Below are 17,154 nucleotides of genomic sequence, written 5' to 3' on the forward strand. Positions count from 1 at the left end.
AAAGCATCACTGACGTGATGCTTTTTCTTTGGCAACAATACCTTTAACGTCTTCCAGCAATTGCTGGGCATCGTACACAATACCGTCTTTGATCGTGTACTTAACGCCCTCTGTGCGCATCGGCTTATTGTTATCGTCCAGCTTAAAGTGGCCGGTGCCGTAAAGTACTTTAAAGTTGGCCAACGGATTTTCTTTTACGATCACCATGTCCGCTTTTTTGCCCAGTGCGATACTACCGATGTCGTCTTCCATGCCCAGAGCTTCAGCACCGGATACCGTTGCGGAATGAATGACTTCTAATGCATTCAGGCCCGCTTCGCGCAGCAGTTCCATTTCGCGAATGTAACCAAAGCCGTAAATTTTATAGATGTAACCGGCATCGGAACCCAGTGTGATGCGACCGCCATTGGCATGATAGTCCTTCAGGAAGGCCATCCATTTGTCGTAATTATTCTTCCACGCAATTTCGTTGTCGGTGGTCCAGTCAAACCAATAGGAGCCATGTGCGTAACGGCTGGGTTCAAAAAAGTCCCACAGTCTCGGTAAGGTATACTCATCATGCCAAATCGCCTGGCGCTCCCGCATCAAGTCCCGCGACGCCTCATAAATCGTCAGTGTGGGGTTGATGGTAAAATCCAACTCGATCAGCTCATCCCGCACGGCCTTCCACTTATCGGAGCCCGGCTCGGCAGCTTGTTGCCAGAGTTTACCCGCTTCTTCAAAGCGGTTCTGTTCGTTGTTGTAGTTGTAATGCGCGGGGTAGTCCTGGATACGTTGTTGTTCAAACAGCGCTTCCGGTAAGCCGTACCAGTGCTCCATGGAGGTAAGTCCGAGCCGCGCTGAATCCAGAGCGTTCATCGACATCACGTTCAGTTGAGCGTGGTGCATCATGGTACCCAGACCCTGTTTATTGGCCTCATCCAGGGCCGCTTCCATCACTTTACGCGAGGCACCGAAAAACTTAATCCCGGCAGCGCCCTGTTTTTTTATGTAACGCACCCAGTCGCGTGCCTGTTCTGCGTTGTATATGGGCTTATCCCAACCTTGTCCAAACCCCACATAAGGCACAATGCGTGGCGCTGCAATGTCGTTGGTCTGCGCGTTTTGTTGGTGCCACTTTACCCAATCCAGTCCGTTAAAACTGCCAGGTTCACGAATGGTGGTAATACCATGACCCAACCATAGCTTCAGTACATACTCTGCCGGAATTCCCTCGGCCGAGCCACCAATGTGGGCGTGCATATCGATAAAACCCGGCAGGATATAATGCCCGCTGACGTCCATTTCTTTATCATCCGCGCCGGCTTTGGGGCGCCGCGATTCAATCACAGGGACGCCTGGATTACCCACACTGACAATTTGCGTGATCCGGTCGTTCTCAATCACAATATCGACCGGTCCCTGTGGTGGTGCTCCTTCGCCGGTGATGACAGTGCCGCCGCGCAATATCAGCCGTTCATAAGGACCATCGCCCCGCTCCCGCTCTGGTGCTTTCGGTGGCGCTTGCCAAGCCAGTGCTGCGCTACTGACCGTGAGTAGAGCCAGTCCAGCCAACATCGTTTTTAATGCTCGCATCGGTTATCCTTGTTTTGTTGTTATTTTAGCGTGGTACTAGCATGACCCGAGACGAATTAAGACGCAAGTTACAGCAGGCCAGAGCCGCTCTTTCTGAGACCAGCCGCCGACAGGCTGCCGATGCGGTTGCGCAACGTGTAGCGCAACGCGTGACCGGTCAGCAAGGGGTTGCTGCCATCTTTCTCAGTTTTGCTAACGAGCTCGACACGGCCCCAAGTATCGCTGCACTGTGGCAACAAGGCGTCCGCACCGTGCTGCCGGTGTTACACCCGTTTGCCAAGGGCCATTTGTTGTTTTTGAATTACCAGCCTGACACGCCACTGGTGAACAATCGATACGGGATTCGTGAACCCCGGCTCGACTGCCGACAGGTGGTGCCGTTGGCCGCAATTAATTGGTTGTTTATGCCGCTGGTCGGTTTTGACCAACAGGGTAACCGACTCGGCATGGGCGGCGGCTATTACGATCGCACGCTGGCGCAATGGCGACGTGGTGCCTTACCGCGCTTACAACCCATTGGTCTGGCTTATGATCAACAGCGGGTTGAGGCGATTCCTACCGCCGCTTGGGATGTGCCGATTAACGAAGTGATTACCCCCTCAAAGCATTGGCGGTTTAAATGAATTGTGTTGTGCAACCGGCGGCTAAAACTCGTATACTGACTTACCAAATCCGTTTTTATTTGGAGCCCTCTGATGACAAGCAGTGACGAAATGAAAAAAGCAGCCGCTGAAGCGGCCATGGAATACGTACAAGACGGCAGTATTGTTGGTGTTGGCACCGGTTCCACCGTTAACTTTTTTATCGACGCTTTGGCCGCGAAAAAAGACGACATCGAGGGCGCCGTTTCAAGTTCTGAAGCCTCGACCGAACGGTTGAAAAAACACGGTATACCAGTATTTGACTTGAATTCAGCGGGTCCGGTTCCGGTTTACATTGATGGCGCTGATGAAATCAATGAGTTTGGTCAAATGATCAAAGGCGGCGGCGCTGCGCTCACCCGCGAGAAAATCATTGCCGCGGTCGCCGAGCAGTACGTTTGCATCGCCGATGACAGCAAAATGGTACCCATTTTAGGGCGCTTCCCATTACCGGTTGAAGTGATCCCGATGGCGCGTTCCTATGTTGCCCGCGAAATTGTTAAGCTCGGCGGGGATCCCGTTTGGCGTCAGGGGGTAACAACCGATAATGGCAACTGGATTCTCGACGTTCACAATTTAGAAATCATGAAACCGATGGAGCTTGAAGCAAAGCTCAATAATATCGTCGGTGTGGTTACCAACGGCCTGTTCGCTGCGCGCGGCGCTGACGTTGCCCTGCTCGGCAGCAAAGAGGGCGTGAAGAAATACACGTTTTAACCTTGCACAAACACAATAAGAATAACAATGACTGCAATAAAACAATCTCTGCCAAAAGATAAAATAAAGGTTCTGCTGCTTGAAGGCGTACACCACAGTGCCGTGCGCCTGTTCGAACGACAGGGTTACACGAACCTGGAAATCCTGCCTCATTCATTGTCCGATGACGAATTGATTGAGAAAATTAAAGATGTGCATATTGTCGGCATTCGCTCGCGTACTCAACTGAGCGAGGCCGTCTTTGCCGCCGCTGAAAAACTGATCGCGGTTGGCTGCTTTTGTATCGGTACCAATCAAGTTGATCTGGCAGCGGCAAAACGCCACGGCGTGGTGGTTTTTAATGCGCCATTCTCAAATACCCGCAGTGTTGCCGAACTGGTCCTGGCCGAGATCATCATGTTGTTACGCGGCATTCCGGCCAAGAACGCCTCAGCACATCGTGGCGGCTGGTTAAAATCGGCGAAAAACGCCTACGAAGCACGCGGAAAGACCTTAGGGATTGTCGGTTATGGCCATATCGGCAGTCAGCTCAGTGTGCTGGCTGAACAACTCGGTATGCAGATCATATACTACGATATTGAAGACAAATTGCCGCTGGGCAATGCACAGCCGGTTCACACGCTGGATGATTTGCTCAGTCAGGCGGATATTGTCACCTTACATGTGCCCGAAACCGAGCAGACACAAATGATGATGGGCGTACGTCAGTTTACCCGGATGAAGGCCAACAGCTTATTCATCAATGCCTCACGCGGTACCGTGGTTGATATTGATGCCTTGGCAGCGGCTCTGCAGGGCGGCCATTTAGCCGGTGCAGCGATTGATGTATTCCCGGTTGAACCGAAAGGAAATAACGAGGAATTTATTTCACCGCTGCGGGGTATCGATAACTGTCTGCTGACACCGCATATTGGCGGTTCGACCATGGAAGCTCAAGAAAATATCGGTACCGAAGTGGCCGGCAAATTGGTTCGTTACTCAGACAATGGCTCGACCCTGTCCGCGGTTAACTTTCCGGAAGTCAGCCTGCCAACGCACGACACCACCCGCCGACTGTTACACATTCACAAAAACCAGCCTGGCATGTTGAATGCCATCAACGGTATCTTAAGTGAGTATCACATTAACGTGGCAGGGCAATACTTACAGACCGACGAGAGTGTCGGCTATGTGGTCATGGATATCGACAGTGATAATGGCAGTGAAATTTTAGCGCGGATGAAGCAGATACCGGGCACGATTCGCGCCCGGCAATTATTCTGACGTTAATCTGGTTTTTTGTTACCCATCACCGTGCGTTGCATGCTTTCAGCTGAAACATGGCGCACGTCTTTGCCTTTAACAAAGAAGATGATGTACTCGGCGATGTTCTGACAACGGTCTCCCATGCGCTCGAGCGAGCGTGCTGACCACAATACGTCCATGATTTTTGGAATCGAACGTGAATCTTCCATCATGTAGGTCATCAGTTGACGCGTCAGCGCCTCGTATTGGCGATCCGCCTGCTCATCCTGCTGGTGCACTTCGTATGCCGCTTCAAGATCCATGCGGGCAAAAGCATCCAGCACTTTGCGCAACATACTCAATACGTGCAGACCGAGATTCTCCAGGCTCACCAGCAACTGCTCCTGATCTTTGCTGAAGCTCTCTTTCGCCACTTTAGCAATGCGTTCGGCCTCATCACCAATGCGCTCTAAATCAGCAATGGTTTTGATGATGGCAATCACCAACCGTAAGTCACTGGCGGCCGGTTGGCGCTTGGCAATAATGTGCACGCACTCTTCGTCAATTTGCACTTCCAGTTTATTAATTTTGTGGTCGCTGTTGAGCACTTTCTCAGCCAACTCAACATCCGCCTTTTGAATCGCTTCAAGGGCGTCGCTGATCTGTTGCTCAACCATTCCGCCCATACTGAGCACACGGTTACGGACAGCTTCCAGCTCTTCATTAAACTTACCGGAAATGTGCTTCCCCATATTCATTTTGTCCATCACTGTCTCCTTAACCGTAACGACCTGTAATATAGTCTTCTGTCTGCTTCTCTGACGGCGTGGTAAACAAGGTGTCGGTATCAGCGTACTCGATCAGTTTACCCATATACAAAAACGCGGTTTGGTCAGAAACCCGGGCAGCCTGTTGCATATTATGCGTAACAATCACCACGGTAAATTTCTTTTTCAGATCGGTGATGAGCTCTTCAATCGTCAGCGTTGAAATCGGATCCAGTGCCGACGTTGGTTCGTCCAGCAGCAGGATTTCCGGTTCAATCGCAATCGAACGGGCAATGACCAGACGTTGCTGCTGACCACCCGACAGGCTGAACGCACTTGCGTTCAGACGATCTTTCACTTCGTCCCATAATGCCGCGCCACGTAACGATGTTTCTACCGCTTCGTCAAGTACGCGGCGATCTTTAACCCCCTGCAGACGCAGGCCGTAAACCACATTCTCATAAATGGATTTCGGGAATGGGTTAGGACGCTGGAATACCATACCGATACGACGGCGCAGCGCTGCTACGTCGACGTCTTTGTCGTAAATATTCTTGCCGTGCAGCTCAATATCGCCTTTTACTTTACAAATCTCAACCAAATCGTTCATGCGGTTGATGCAGCGAAGTAACGTTGACTTACCACAACCGGAAGGACCGATAAATGCGGTAACACGGTTTTTAGGTACGTGCATTGAGATATCGTACAACGCTTGATCCTCTCCGTAGAACAGGTCGAGGTTCTTGATGCTCAATGCCGTCTGCTCTGGCGCCAGGTTGGCCAGATCCAGCTTTTCTGCGTTAGTTGTAGTCGGATTTACCGAAATCATAATTTAAAACCTTCTCGACAATTCAAACTTAGTGTTCAAGCGAACGATATTTTTCACGTAAGTGGTTACGCACACCAATAGCCGTTAAGTTAAGTCCCACGATAACCGTGATCAACAAGAACGAGGTTGCATAAACCAACGGGCGAGCCGCTTCGACGTTCGGGCTTTGGAAGCCTACGTCGTAAATGTGGAAGCCCAGGTGCATAAATTTACGATCCAAGTGGAAGTACGGGAAGTTACCATCGACCGGTAACATCGGTGCCGACTTAACCACACCCACCAACATCAGTGGTGCCACCTCACCCGCAGCACGGGCGACCGCCAGAATCAGACCGGTCATGATCGCCGGTGATGCCATCGGAATGATGATACGCCAAATGGTTTCCCACTTGGTTGCACCCAGTGCCAGCGAGCCTTCGCGTAAGGTACTCGGAATTCGCGCCAAACCTTCCTCGGTGGATACTATCACCACCGGCAGCGTCAGAATCGCCAGCGTCACCGCTGACCATAATACGCCCGGGGTACCGAAGGTTGGGTTCGGCAGTGCCTCCGGATAAAAGATTTGGTCAAGGCTACCACCCACCATGTAGACGAAGAAGCCTAAGCCGAATACACCATAAACGATAGACGGTACACCGGCGAGGTTAATCACAGCAATACGGATTAACTTAGTGATCGAGTTTTTGCCCGCGTATTCATGCAGATAGACCGCTGCTACGACACCAAAAGGCGTCACGATAACCGACATTAACAATACCATGAACACGGTACCGAAAATGGCCGGGAAGACCCCGCCCTCGGTGTTGGCTTCACGAGGATCCTCGCTGACGAACTTGCCCAGTTGCTGGAAGAAGTGAGCCAGCTTGGCGAAAAAGCCCATATCGTTCGGGAAGTTAACGTCTAACACCCGATACATAGGTACTTTTACCTCTTCACCACGGAAGTCTTTCACCAACAAGGCATCACGCTGCGCCTGCTCACGCAGTTCAAACAGCTCTTTTTCGTAAACCTGATAATCCGCATTCAGTTGTTCACGCTGAGCTTGCAAGTCAGCAATGGCTTGCTCCGTTAGCTGATCGTCCAGTTGCAGACGGCGGCGTTCCAGTTCCAGCTCATTGAGCTGGTAGTTAATGGAAGAAATCTCGCCTTCCTGCAAGCCCATGGCTTGCAGGTTCAGTTCTACCGCACGCTCTACCCGTTGGTACATCAACTCACGAAAGTCGGCATCGCCTTGACGCGCAATCACTTCGCCATTTTCAGTCAGCGCCGTAATCCGGCCATAAAAATTGCCGTCTTTACTGCGCTCAATCACAGCTAAGTCAGCCGGCGTTGTGTCCTCAGAAACCAGCGACTCCAGTACCCAGGTAAAATCAAGAGGTACGTACTCGCGGTTACCGATTTTCATCAGGTAACGGGTGACCGTCTCTGACTCGATTTGCGCCAGGTCAATCATCGACTGCGGCAAACGGGTCGTCGGCACGGTTTCGGTGTCATAGACTTCACCGATGATGTGCTTGGTGCTACCGTCAGCCTGCAGTACATCCATTTCATGAATGGCGGATGGCCAGAAGAAAGACAGCCCGCGCCAACCAATCATGATGACCAGCCCAATGACCGCGATAAGACTGACACTGACAGCGCCTGCGGTTAACCAAATCCAGGGTTTGCCGGTTCTAAACCACTTATTCATTGTTAAACCTCAAGTCCGGATTACATTGAGCTGTATTTGTCGCGCAAGCGTTGGCGCACAAATTCAGCAATGGTGTTAAAGAAGAAGGTGAAAATAAACAACACGAAGGCCGCCAGGAACAGAATGCGATAGTGTGAACTACCCACCTCTGATTCGGGCATTTCCACGGCGATGTTTGCCGACAGCGTGCGCATACCTTCGAAAATGTTCCAGTCCATAATTGGCGTATTACCGGTCGCCATTAATACGATCATGGTTTCACCAACAGCACGGCCTAAGCCCATCATTACCGCGGAGAAAATACCCGGGCTGGCGGTCAGTAATACGACCTTGGTCAGCGTTTGCCATGGTGTTGCGCCAAGCGCCAGCGAGCCGTTGGACAAATGCTTAGGCACACTGAATACCGCATCTTCGGCAATCGAGAAGATGGTCGGAATCACCGCAAAGCCCATCGCGATACCCACGACCAGTGAGTTACGCTGGTCAAAGGTGACGCCCAGTTCATTGGTAATGTATCGACGCGCGTCGCCGTCGAACAGCACTTGCTCGATCCACGGACTGATTTCGAACGACAGCCAGCCCGTCAGCATTACTACCGGTATCAACAGCAGCGCGGCACGACCGTCATGAACTTTGTTCTTAATGTTGGTTGGCATCTGGCTCCAGATGGCCGCCATTGCGATAACTGCCAGCGGCATCAACACCAAGACCGCAATAAATCCGGGTAAATAGGCCTCCACTAACGGTGCCAGCCACAACCCGGCAAGAAAGCCAAGAATAACCGTGGGTAGCGCTTCCATGATTTCTACGGTTGGCTTAACAAACTTACGCACCGAAGGAGACATGAAGTAAGCAGTATATACTGCCGCAGCCAGACCAATAGGTACCGCGAACAGCATCGCATAAGCCGCTGCCTTTATGGTACCGAAGGAAATCGGCACGAGGCTGAATTTTGATTCAAAGTCATCGGAACCAGACGTTGACTGCCAGGTATACTCTGGCTCTGGGTAGCCCTCATACCAAACTTCCTGCCACAAACCACTCCAGGTCACTTCCGGGTGTTCATTGTCGACATCAAACAGACCGTAACCATCGGCTGTTTTCATCAACAAATAATTCGCCCGCGGATCAACCATTACCCGTTCGATACGTGACTCGGTAGGCTGCCCCTGGAACAGATCGGCCTCGGACGTGGTGTGGAAAATATTCATGTCGCCGTTTTCTGACAAGGTGTAGAAGGTACGGCGATAATATTCCACTTCGATACTGGTGACCGGTGAGCCTGCATCAAAGCTACGGATGTATTGATACTGACGACCCTCATCACCCGGTACTTCGAACCACTGTGATACTTTACCACTGTCATGCGTGAGCAGAATCGACGAAGCGCCGGCCAACAAATACATGCCGGTTGCGTTACCCAACTCACGGGTGCGCATCGGCAACAACTCGCGTTCACTGACCGTACCGCTTATCGAAATATCAAACACATGGACGCGGTTCCCACGGCGCACCAACACCTGACGCAAGTCCGGTGTGACAACGATGTTATCAATCGCGCTGTTAAGTGGGATTTCCGTGTAATTTGGCGTTAACGTGACGGCTCCGGTCATGAAGTTTTCTTCAGCAACGAAGTGCGTGATCAGCAACGTGTTTTGCTCAACCGCTGCAGCAAATAACATACCTTCGCCATCGGTCTCGTAGGCCAGTTTCTGCAACGCTCGTTGCTGCTCATCGATCAGCAATGGCTCACCGTTATTTTTAACCTCGATGCGCGGCGTAATGACCCGCTCAACGCGGTCTGTCGCAGCGGTGGCAACGGTTTGCGGAAACGTCACTGAGAATTTCGGTTCAACAACAACGGCTTCACCAGTGGTTAAACCGTAGGCGTACTGATGGTTAACCGGCAGAGTGCGAGCAAAACTGCTGATTTGCTCGGGCTGAGCAAAGCTTTCGCGTAATAAAATATCGCCTGACTGACGTTCGTTTTTATCAATCAATGAGAAAAACTGCAGTTCGCCATCGCGCAAAAAGCGATAACCAATTTCCGCTTGCTCTTCCATCCCCACGGCTTCAACCTGACCTGATTCTGGTAGCGTGAAGCTGTTTACTTTTTTAAGGCTGACCGATTCAAAAATCGGTTGTACCACGTAAAGCAGGTAAAAGAAGATCAAAAGCAGAGCGACCAAGACCATCACACCGCCGGCGGTAACGCCATAACGGGCAAAACGGTCTTTCAGTAATCGAATCCTATTGGCCGATAACTGCTGGGCAGATTGTGTTGCCATTGTGACCTCAAGCTTCTTAAAGTGACTACAAATTAACTGTACCTAGTTTAGTAAAGTTTTATGACAGTACTGTTACAATGCTGTCATATTTTCTTCACCAAACTGTAAAAATACAAAAAGCCGGCAGTCTATAGCAGACTGCCGGCTTGCTCATACTTACCTATTAGTGGCTTAAGCCCAGCTTTTTAAGTTCAGCTTCAACAACCGCTTTCGGCAGACCAATGTAACCGTCTTTGTTGACGATATCCTGACCTTGCTTAGAAAGAATCATCTTCATGAACTCAGCTTCCGCTTTACCCAATGGCTTGTTTGGGTGCTTATTAACATAAACGTAGAGGAAGCGAGCCAGTGGGTATTGACCAGCCAGCGCGTTTTCACGAGACGCGGCGATAAAGTCGTCGCCGTCACCTTTCGCGATTGGCACAGCTTTCACACCAGAAGTTACGTAGCCAATGCCTGAGTAACCGATGGCATTCAATGAGGTTGATACAGACTGTACCACCGATGCCGAACCAGGCTGTTCATTAACGTTCGAACGGAAGTCGCCGTCACATAAGCCGACTTCTTTAAAGTAACCGTAGGTACCTGATACCGAGTTACGACCATACAATTGCAGATCGCGGTTTGCCCAGTCACCTTCAAGACCTAAGTCACCCCAGCGATTAACCTGCTGATTGGCACCACACTTACGGGTTGACGAGAAAATCGCGTCGACTTCAGTAATCGACAAACCTTCAATCGGGTTATCTTTATGAACAAACACCGCCAGTGCGTCGATAGCCACACGGACCGCCGTTGGCTTGTAGCCATGGCGCTTTTCAAACGCTTCGATTTCTTTTGACTTCATCGCCCGGCTCATAGGTCCGAAGCTTGATGTTCCTTCGGTTAGGGCTGGTGGCGCCGTCGAAGAACCTGCCGCCTGAATTTGAATGTTAACGCTTGGATACATGCGTTTAAATTCTTCACCCCAAAAGGTCATCATGTTAGCCAGGGTATCTGAACCAACTGAAGATAAGTTACCCGAAAGTCCTGAAACTTTCTGATACTCTGGCAAGTCATCGGTGTTAGCGGCAACAGCGCCACTAAATGCTACACCGCCGGCCAAAGCAACAACGGAAAAAGACTTACTTAACGTTTTAAGTGATTTGAACATACTGTTCACCTCTCTGTGAGCATCGCAAGGATGGTTCGATTCGATGCTGTTAAGTGTAGGTCAGTAATGTGACAGTTTGATGACAAATATGACAGATTTTTAACGCTTTTGTGATTTCGCTTTACCCAGGCGTTCTTCGATCAATCCGGCCGGCAATCGGAACCAGAAGCGCGAGCCAGCGCCAGGCTTGCTGTTCACTTCCAAATGGCTGTTATGATGTTCCAGTGCCTGTTTCACAATGGAAAGCCCCAAGCCGGTGCCACCACTGTCACTGTTGCGATCGGCATCGACCCGATAAAACCGTTCTGTCAAACGCGGAATATGTTCGTTTTCGATGCCCGGACCATTATCCTCGACACTAAACTCCACTTCGTCACGAACTTTTCTCCAGGTCACACGAATGTTGCCGCCCGCCTGGGTGTAGCGTACCGCATTGGTCACCAGATTTTGCATGGCGCTCCGCAGCAAATCGCTTTTACCGTACACACGAATGGGTTCAACATCAAAGACCAGCTTCAGTTGTTTATCAGCAGACAGCTTTTCTGCTTCCTGACGCAACTCGCCCAGTACCGTCGGCACATCGACAACGTGTTCAAATACGTCATGGCTGGGCGTTTCCATCCGTGATAACTGCAACAATTGATCGACCAGATTCTTCATCCGGTCACTTTGTTGCTGCATTTGCGTCAGCGCTTTTTGGGTCATCGCCGGTGGTGTATTTTCGACGTCACCGAGCATTTCCAAATACCCCTGCAACACCGTTAGCGGCGTTTTTAACTCATGCGACACATTAGCCACAAAGTCACGGCGCATATTTTCCAATTGTTTTAATTGCGTTACGTCACGGGCAACCAGCAAAAACTGATCGTCGCTGTAGGGCATCACCCGGATCTCAATATCAAGACTGTCCCGCATCGGTGACGGAATGGTCAACGCTTCGCTGAAGTCACCTTTATTGAGGTAAGAAAAAAATTCAGGATGACGAATCAGGTTGGACAGCCGCATACCAGCGTCATCCGGCCAACGTAAGCCGAAGTAGAACTGCGCCAGCTTATTGCTCCACAACAGTGAGCCGTCTTTGCGGAACACAATGGCAGCATCCGGGAGCGCTTCGGCCGCTTCCCGAAAGCGTCGTAGCAAACGCGCCAGCGAGCGGCGACGGTGCTGGCTGCGACGCTGATTACGGTAAATACCGTCGTAAATGTAACTCCAACTGCCCGGCGCGGTCGGCGGCAACAGGTTGCGACTTTGCCACAGCCATTTGGTTAGCCGCTGTTGGTAGTAATAATGCCAAACCACCAAGCCGGCAAGCCCCAATGTCAGTGTTTCCCAGAGATAACCGATTAACCAGCCCAAAATAAAAAATGGGATCAGGTATAAAACCAGTCCACGCAGCGCGAATAAATTCGAGTAATCACGATCCATGCAGCAATCTTCCCTCTTTATTCGGCCACAACCGACATCAATTAACGGCTCGAGAAACGATACCCCACACCGCGTACGGTCTGGATAAGACGATCATAACCATGTTCTGAGAGCGCCTTACGTAAACGTCGAATGTGTACATCAACGGTACGGTCTTCGACGTAGACATTGGTACCCCAAACATGATCCAGCAACTGTTCACGGCTGTAAACACGCTCCGGATGAGTCATAAAAAAGTGCAGTAACTTAAACTCGGTCGGCCCCATGTCGATGCTTTTATCGTTGGCGGAAATACGATGTGAGACCGGGTCCAATTTCAGGCCTTCAAAGTCCAGTGGCTCATCGAGCACGGTTGGCGCCACGCGTCGAAACACCGCGCGCATCCGCGCCATCAACTCTTTTGGCGAAAATGGCTTAGTGATGTAGTCATCGGCTCCGACTTCCAGCCCTTTCACCTTATCTTCTTCTTCGCCTCGTGCGGTCAGCATGATAATGGGAATATTGCGGGTGAAGTCATCACCCTTAATTTTCTTTGCCAGTTGTATACCTGAGCCACCCGGGAGCATCCAGTCCAATAACACCATATCAGGATACGGCTCGGCAATTTTGCTCACCGCAGTGTCAAAGTCTTTGGCCTCTACCGCCTGGTAGCCATGCTGCTCCATAACAAAACTCAGCATCTCACGGATGGGAGCTTCATCTTCAACAATTAAGATTCTGCGTGACATTTATGGGTTCCTGCTTTTTTTGGATGTCCCAATTATTAACAAATAATATGACATTTTTATGAAAACGCGTCACTTTTATGACAATAAGTTGGCTCACCGGCTTACGCCAACCATTGCAATAATTGGTGCACCAGCGGCAACGTAATAAATGCGATCAAGATGCCATAACCCACCATCGCCGCCGACAGACTCGGTGCCAGCCCTGCCATAATGGCAACCGCCCCTGCCGTAATCATCGGCGGCATCGCGCTTTCAAAAACCGTCACTTGCACCAAATGGGAGTCAAACCCAAAACTCCAGAGTAATACAATCGTAATAGCAGGCATCACCACTAACTTAGTAAACAACCCCACAGCCAACGGGGTTTTACTGCCTTTCGGCAGGCGAAACTTCAACTGAAAACCAACCGCCACCATAATGACCGGAACCAACGTTACCGCCAGCGATTCAACCAGCACCGTAAACACGGTCGGGTAACTCATATCTTTAATCAACAAGGCGATAACGAGTGCGATGAACGGCGGAAATAACAGGATTTTCTTACCAATTGCCAGCACCGACGGACGTGTTCTCTCACCCTGTGGATTCTCGGCAAACAGGGCGATAATAATGGTTGAATAAATGGCTAACCCGAAAAAGGAGCCAAACTGGTCATAGAACAGGCCATAGACGATCGCGTCACTGCCATAGAACGCCTCGATCATCGGGAACCCGAAAAATGACGTATTACCCAGTGGCACGCAAACCAGTAACGCGCCAATAATCGGGCGACTCCAGTTCAATAGCTTGCCAAGCAGATAAATCAAAGACGCACTGATGACGAGCAGCACCCAAGGAATGATAACCGGTATCAACAACTCAGCCGAAAACTCCAACGACGGGACTTTAGTAAAGATGACGCCGGGTAAGGCAGCGTAAATCACATACAGGTTGAGCACTTGCGCGGTGTTATCAGGAAACTTACCTGCGCGCTTGATGACAAGCCCGATAAGCAGATAGATACCAAGTACGACGAGGTTGGTCATATCGGGTTAGCTCCCGTAGCTGAAAAGAAAAAACGGGAATAGTGTAGCCTCTCAAGGATTAAGAGGCTACTTCCTGACCGGTATCAATTACCAGGAAAAGTCGTGGCGAATGCCCACCGCGAAGAAATCTTGTTCAACGCCGGCTGCGCCGCCGCAACCACGGCTGGTATAAGTGTCGATGTCACAGTCACGGCCGGTATACCAAGTGTACACACGGGTATCGCCGCTGAAGTGATAATCAGCACCAAAAGAGAACGAGGCATCGGTATCGCCGCTCTCATCAAGCGACTGGTACTGACCTTTAAATACCCAGTTATTGTAAGGGTAGGCCGCACTCAACAAGTAGCCGTCACCTTCGTAAAGCCCGTTGACACTTTCAAACTGTTGCAACGCCGCGCCCAGTTTAAACTTGCCGGCTTTGGTGTACACGCTCAGTTGTTCAATGTCATAGCCCGCGACATCACGATCGATAGCGATAGCTGCATACACCGGTGTGCTTTTCAGTTTTTCATCACCGTACAACAACCCGAAGGAAACACCGTCATCCTGGTTTTCCGTTTCTGCAGCAACGTAGGTTACGCCGAAACTGATGTTGTAAAACTCCGGAGAATAATAGGTTACGGTATTATCTTCACGGTTTTCACCACGGAATAAACTTTTTAAATCCGCTTCGTAATCTTTGAACTGATCAATGCTTCCCTGAGAGTCCTTCAGAAAGGTGTCATAACGACCAATCATGACTTTACCAAAGTTACCACGCAGACCAACCACCTGATTACGATTGGTAACGGCGTCGTCTTCAGAATCGGCTAGATCGACGCCAAACTCCAATTGGTAAAACACTTCAAGGTCATTCTCAAGCTCGGCAGAGCCTTTAAAGCCAAAGCGTGATGAGTTACTGACGACATCCGTTTCTGCGCCATTACCTTCGTCATTGCTTTGCAATGAGACATTGGCACGTCCATACACGGTAAGAGCATCACTATCTTGCGCGAACGCCGCAGGTACAAAGGCCGATGCCAATGCAACCAAACCAAGCAACTGTTTCATAAAAAAGACCCTATCTAAACGCAAACTTAATGGAACATTAAATTGTGCTGAAAGTATACTGCATAACAGCACAAGTTACAGATTCATTACTGATCTGTGTCCATGGTATGTCTTTTTTATGACAACTTTATGACAATGTGACAGTTAAGTGACGTTTTGATGTCAGTTAGATGTCGTTGTTAGCCAATTGTTGTTGAAACTCCAGTTGCGATTTGGCATAGCGAACCCACTGTGATGCCGCTGCTTCGGTGGCCTCATAATCCTGCGCCGACTGGAAAGCCGCTACGGCCTTCTGGTACTGTTTTTGATTAACATGCACCATGCCCTGCACCAGATACATGTTGCCCGGATTTTTTAACTCACCGGCCGCCAGCGCTTGTTGTGCAAGCTCCAGCGCAACGTCATTGCGATCAATATTCAGCGCCAGTTGGGCGGCCTGCGCCAGCATGTCGCCACGATCACCCAGCTCTGCTGCCTGCTGATAGGCTTCGATTGCAGCATCAAACTCTTTCGCCTGCATCAGACTCTGGGCGTAAAACTTGCGGTTACTGAGGGTATTGTCCAGTTTGCCGTTACTTAGGCCCTGTTCCATAATCTCAGCCGCTTTATAGGGCAGTTCGTTTAAATAATAAACCTGCGCTAAATTACGCAATTCGGATGGTTTTTCGACAAAGCCCTGTTGATAGGCTGCTTCCAGCACCGCCAGTTGCTTGGCATTTTTTTCCAGTTGCCCATAAACACCGGCCAGTTGCAGCCAATATTCGGGTTTGCTGTAATTCACCACCAGCTTCTCCAGCATCTTCGCCACGCCGTCCGTTTGGCCCAGTTCGTAGTGAATCGCACGAGCCAGGATCAGCCAGTTTTCTTTTGCAACATCACCTTCGTCTTCGGCTTTCGCAATGGCCTTCTGAATCGGCTCTAAAGCATCCTGGTAACGGCCGTTCTGGTACATCGCCTGCGCTTCGAGCACCCAGGCTTTGGGCAACTCATCAGCGTCAGCCAGTTGCCGCCACTGCCCTAAATAATTCAGTGACTTATCATACTGGCCGTCGCTCAATGCCAATTGCGCTAAGCTGAACAAGGTGCTTTTCTGCAGTGATTCCGGAATCGGTTGTTCTGCAACAACCTTACCGAAATAATCGATGGCTTTGGCGGTATCACCATTGTCGTAATACATGAAGCCAAAAAAGTTCCACAACATGGCTCGTTCATAGCTGTTCATGCTGTCCGCGCGGGACGCCACCTCATTGAGTACTTCAATGCCTTGTGCGTTGCCCTGTTCGTCAGCGACGGTCTGCGCCCGCGCCAATTGACTGTACACCTTTTCACGTAACGCCGGGACGCGCTCAGTTTGCTGTGCGAGCACGGGTTGCGCGGAGATAAACAGCGCAACACCGGCCATTGCCATTGTCTTCAGGATCGTATTCATGGCCAATTCCTTAGTTCATCTCAAACGTCATGCGATTTTGAACCCCTTCCACTTCAACCGGTTCGCCATCAATAACGCGAGGTTTGTACTTGAACTTAACGACGGCATCCAGCGCCGCTTGCTCAAATATGCCCTGCGGTTCTGCCTGAACCACGCGCGGATCTCTCACGGTACCTTGCTTAGTGACGGTAAATTCAACCACCACAAAACCCTCAATACCACGCTGCAAAGCTCGCCGTGGATAAGTCGCCTGCACCTTCACAATCGGCAAGTACTCACCGTCAGACGCCTGTAATGAAGCACCATTGCCAATATCGGCGCTGGCATCAACATTGGCGGAAAAGTCATAGCCGCCACTGGTGTCCGCATCCACGTCACTATCCATCTGTGGTTGCGGCAAGTCTTCCGGTGGCTGCTCAGGTTCCGGCGGACGCTCTGGCTTGCGCTCCTTTTCCTGAACTTGCTCCGGCTCCGGCGTGCGGACAAAGTCCAACACACTGCCGCGTACCGGTTCGGACATCGCCCCCTCGCCACCACTGATCAACGACTGCATCAAATAAAACAGTCCGATAGTGATGGTGGCAGCGGCGACAATCGCTGCTAAATAACGCAT

General features: G+C 50.6%; 15 protein-coding genes. 3 read left to right on the top strand and 12 right to left on the bottom strand.

The genetic code is table 11. The annotated features are described in order from the left end of the window. Nucleotides 1-6: 6 nt before the first annotated feature. Nucleotides 7-1,575 (bottom strand): amidohydrolase family protein, encoded by a 1,569-nt coding sequence (locus C5610_RS10925; RefSeq protein ID WP_105307173.1) that lies wholly within the window; start codon nt 1,573-1,575, stop codon nt 7-9. A gap of 41 nt (nt 1,576-1,616) precedes the next feature. Here C5610_RS10925 and C5610_RS10930 point away from each other — a divergent pair, with 41 nt between their 5' ends. From C5610_RS10930 to serA, 3 genes are all read left to right on the top strand, one after another. Further along, nucleotides 1,617-2,198 carry a 5-formyltetrahydrofolate cyclo-ligase gene (locus C5610_RS10930; RefSeq protein WP_105307174.1) on the top strand — a complete coding sequence of 194 codons (582 nt, stop codon included), beginning with the start codon at nt 1,617-1,619 and terminating at the stop codon, nt 2,196-2,198. 72 nt (nt 2,199-2,270) lie between these two features. Continuing rightward, on the top strand, nt 2,271-2,933 hold the full coding sequence (gene rpiA, locus C5610_RS10935; RefSeq protein ID WP_105307175.1) for a ribose-5-phosphate isomerase RpiA: 663 nt from the start codon (nt 2,271-2,273) through the stop codon (nt 2,931-2,933). A gap of 27 nt (nt 2,934-2,960) precedes the next feature. Then, on the top strand, nt 2,961-4,196 hold the full coding sequence (serA, locus tag C5610_RS10940; RefSeq protein ID WP_105307176.1) for a phosphoglycerate dehydrogenase: 1,236 nt from the start codon (nt 2,961-2,963) through the stop codon (nt 4,194-4,196). A 2-nt stretch (nt 4,197-4,198) separates the two neighbouring features. Here serA and phoU read toward each other — a convergent pair whose 3' ends face one another. The 11 genes from phoU to C5610_RS10995 all read right to left on the bottom strand — a co-directional run bounded on the left by phoU (nt 4,199) and on the right by C5610_RS10995 (nt 17,154). Then, nucleotides 4,199-4,924, bottom strand: coding sequence for a phosphate signaling complex protein PhoU (gene phoU / locus C5610_RS10945; protein WP_105307177.1), 726 nt, complete (start codon nt 4,922-4,924; stop codon nt 4,199-4,201). Between the two features lie 10 nt (nt 4,925-4,934). Continuing rightward, nucleotides 4,935-5,753, bottom strand: coding sequence for a phosphate ABC transporter ATP-binding protein PstB (gene pstB / locus C5610_RS10950; protein ID WP_105307178.1), 819 nt, complete (start codon nt 5,751-5,753; stop codon nt 4,935-4,937). 28 nt (nt 5,754-5,781) lie between these two features. Continuing rightward, entirely contained in the window at nt 5,782-7,443 is a 1,662-nt protein-coding gene (gene pstA, locus C5610_RS10955; protein ID WP_105307179.1) for a phosphate ABC transporter permease PstA, read from the bottom strand. A 20-nt stretch (nt 7,444-7,463) separates the two neighbouring features. Next, nucleotides 7,464-9,731 carry an ABC transporter permease subunit gene (locus C5610_RS10960; protein WP_105307180.1) on the bottom strand — a complete coding sequence of 756 codons (2,268 nt, stop codon included), beginning with the start codon at nt 9,729-9,731 and terminating at the stop codon, nt 7,464-7,466. Between the two features lie 163 nt (nt 9,732-9,894). After that, entirely contained in the window at nt 9,895-10,884 is a 990-nt protein-coding gene (locus C5610_RS10965; protein ID WP_105307181.1) for a PstS family phosphate ABC transporter substrate-binding protein, read from the bottom strand. Nucleotides 10,885-10,983: 99 nt separating this feature from the next. Beyond that, nucleotides 10,984-12,309: a phosphate regulon sensor histidine kinase PhoR gene (gene phoR, locus C5610_RS10970; RefSeq protein WP_105307182.1), complete on the bottom strand. Its 1,326-nt coding sequence runs from the start codon at nt 12,307-12,309 to the stop codon at nt 10,984-10,986. Nucleotides 12,310-12,350: 41 nt separating this feature from the next. Continuing rightward, nucleotides 12,351-13,037, bottom strand: coding sequence for a phosphate regulon transcriptional regulator PhoB (phoB, locus tag C5610_RS10975; protein ID WP_105307183.1), 687 nt, complete (start codon nt 13,035-13,037; stop codon nt 12,351-12,353). Between the two features lie 101 nt (nt 13,038-13,138). After that, nucleotides 13,139-14,062 carry an AEC family transporter gene (locus C5610_RS10980; RefSeq protein WP_105307184.1) on the bottom strand — a complete coding sequence of 308 codons (924 nt, stop codon included), beginning with the start codon at nt 14,060-14,062 and terminating at the stop codon, nt 13,139-13,141. Between the two features lie 87 nt (nt 14,063-14,149). Beyond that, complete coding sequence (locus tag C5610_RS10985; RefSeq protein WP_105307185.1) at nt 14,150-15,112, bottom strand: porin; 963 nt, start codon at nt 15,110-15,112, stop codon at nt 14,150-14,152. A 166-nt stretch (nt 15,113-15,278) separates the two neighbouring features. Further along, nucleotides 15,279-16,541 carry a tetratricopeptide repeat protein gene (locus tag C5610_RS10990; RefSeq protein WP_262339866.1) on the bottom strand — a complete coding sequence of 421 codons (1,263 nt, stop codon included), beginning with the start codon at nt 16,539-16,541 and terminating at the stop codon, nt 15,279-15,281. Nucleotides 16,542-16,551: 10 nt separating this feature from the next. Continuing rightward, a complete protein-coding gene (locus C5610_RS10995) occupies nt 16,552-17,154 on the bottom strand; it encodes an energy transducer TonB (protein WP_105307187.1) in 603 nt (200 codons plus the stop codon).

The sequence above is a fragment of the Idiomarina sp. OT37-5b genome (genome assembly GCF_002968395.1).
Lineage (GTDB): Bacteria > Pseudomonadota > Gammaproteobacteria > Enterobacterales > Alteromonadaceae > Idiomarina > Idiomarina aquatica.

Bases quoted from the DNA above. Each gene is read 5' to 3' on its own strand.
- C5610_RS10995 (WP_105307187.1), bottom strand. From the start codon at position 17,154: ATGCGTTATTTAGCAGCGATTGTCGCCGCTGCCACCATCACTATCGGA.
- C5610_RS10930 (WP_105307174.1), top strand. From the start codon at position 1,617: ATGACCCGAGACGAATTAAGACGCAAGTTACAGCAGGCCAGAGCCGCT.
- phoU (WP_105307177.1), bottom strand. From the start codon at position 4,924: ATGGACAAAATGAATATGGGGAAGCACATTTCCGGTAAGTTTAATGAA.
- C5610_RS10960 (WP_105307180.1), bottom strand. From the start codon at position 9,731: ATGGCAACACAATCTGCCCAGCAGTTATCGGCCAATAGGATTCGATTA.
- C5610_RS10980 (WP_105307184.1), bottom strand. From the start codon at position 14,062: ATGACCAACCTCGTCGTACTTGGTATCTATCTGCTTATCGGGCTTGTC.
- C5610_RS10965 (WP_105307181.1), bottom strand. From the start codon at position 10,884: ATGTTCAAATCACTTAAAACGTTAAGTAAGTCTTTTTCCGTTGTTGCT.
- C5610_RS10990 (WP_262339866.1), bottom strand. From the start codon at position 16,541: ATGAATACGATCCTGAAGACAATGGCAATGGCCGGTGTTGCGCTGTTT.
- pstA (WP_105307179.1), bottom strand. From the start codon at position 7,443: ATGAATAAGTGGTTTAGAACCGGCAAACCCTGGATTTGGTTAACCGCA.
- phoR (WP_105307182.1), bottom strand. From the start codon at position 12,309: ATGGATCGTGATTACTCGAATTTATTCGCGCTGCGTGGACTGGTTTTA.
- pstB (WP_105307178.1), bottom strand. From the start codon at position 5,753: ATGATTTCGGTAAATCCGACTACAACTAACGCAGAAAAGCTGGATCTG.
- rpiA (WP_105307175.1), top strand. From the start codon at position 2,271: ATGACAAGCAGTGACGAAATGAAAAAAGCAGCCGCTGAAGCGGCCATG.
- C5610_RS10985 (WP_105307185.1), bottom strand. From the start codon at position 15,112: ATGAAACAGTTGCTTGGTTTGGTTGCATTGGCATCGGCCTTTGTACCT.
- phoB (WP_105307183.1), bottom strand. From the start codon at position 13,037: ATGTCACGCAGAATCTTAATTGTTGAAGATGAAGCTCCCATCCGTGAG.
- C5610_RS10925 (WP_105307173.1), bottom strand. From the start codon at position 1,575: ATGCGAGCATTAAAAACGATGTTGGCTGGACTGGCTCTACTCACGGTC.
- serA (WP_105307176.1), top strand. From the start codon at position 2,961: ATGACTGCAATAAAACAATCTCTGCCAAAAGATAAAATAAAGGTTCTG.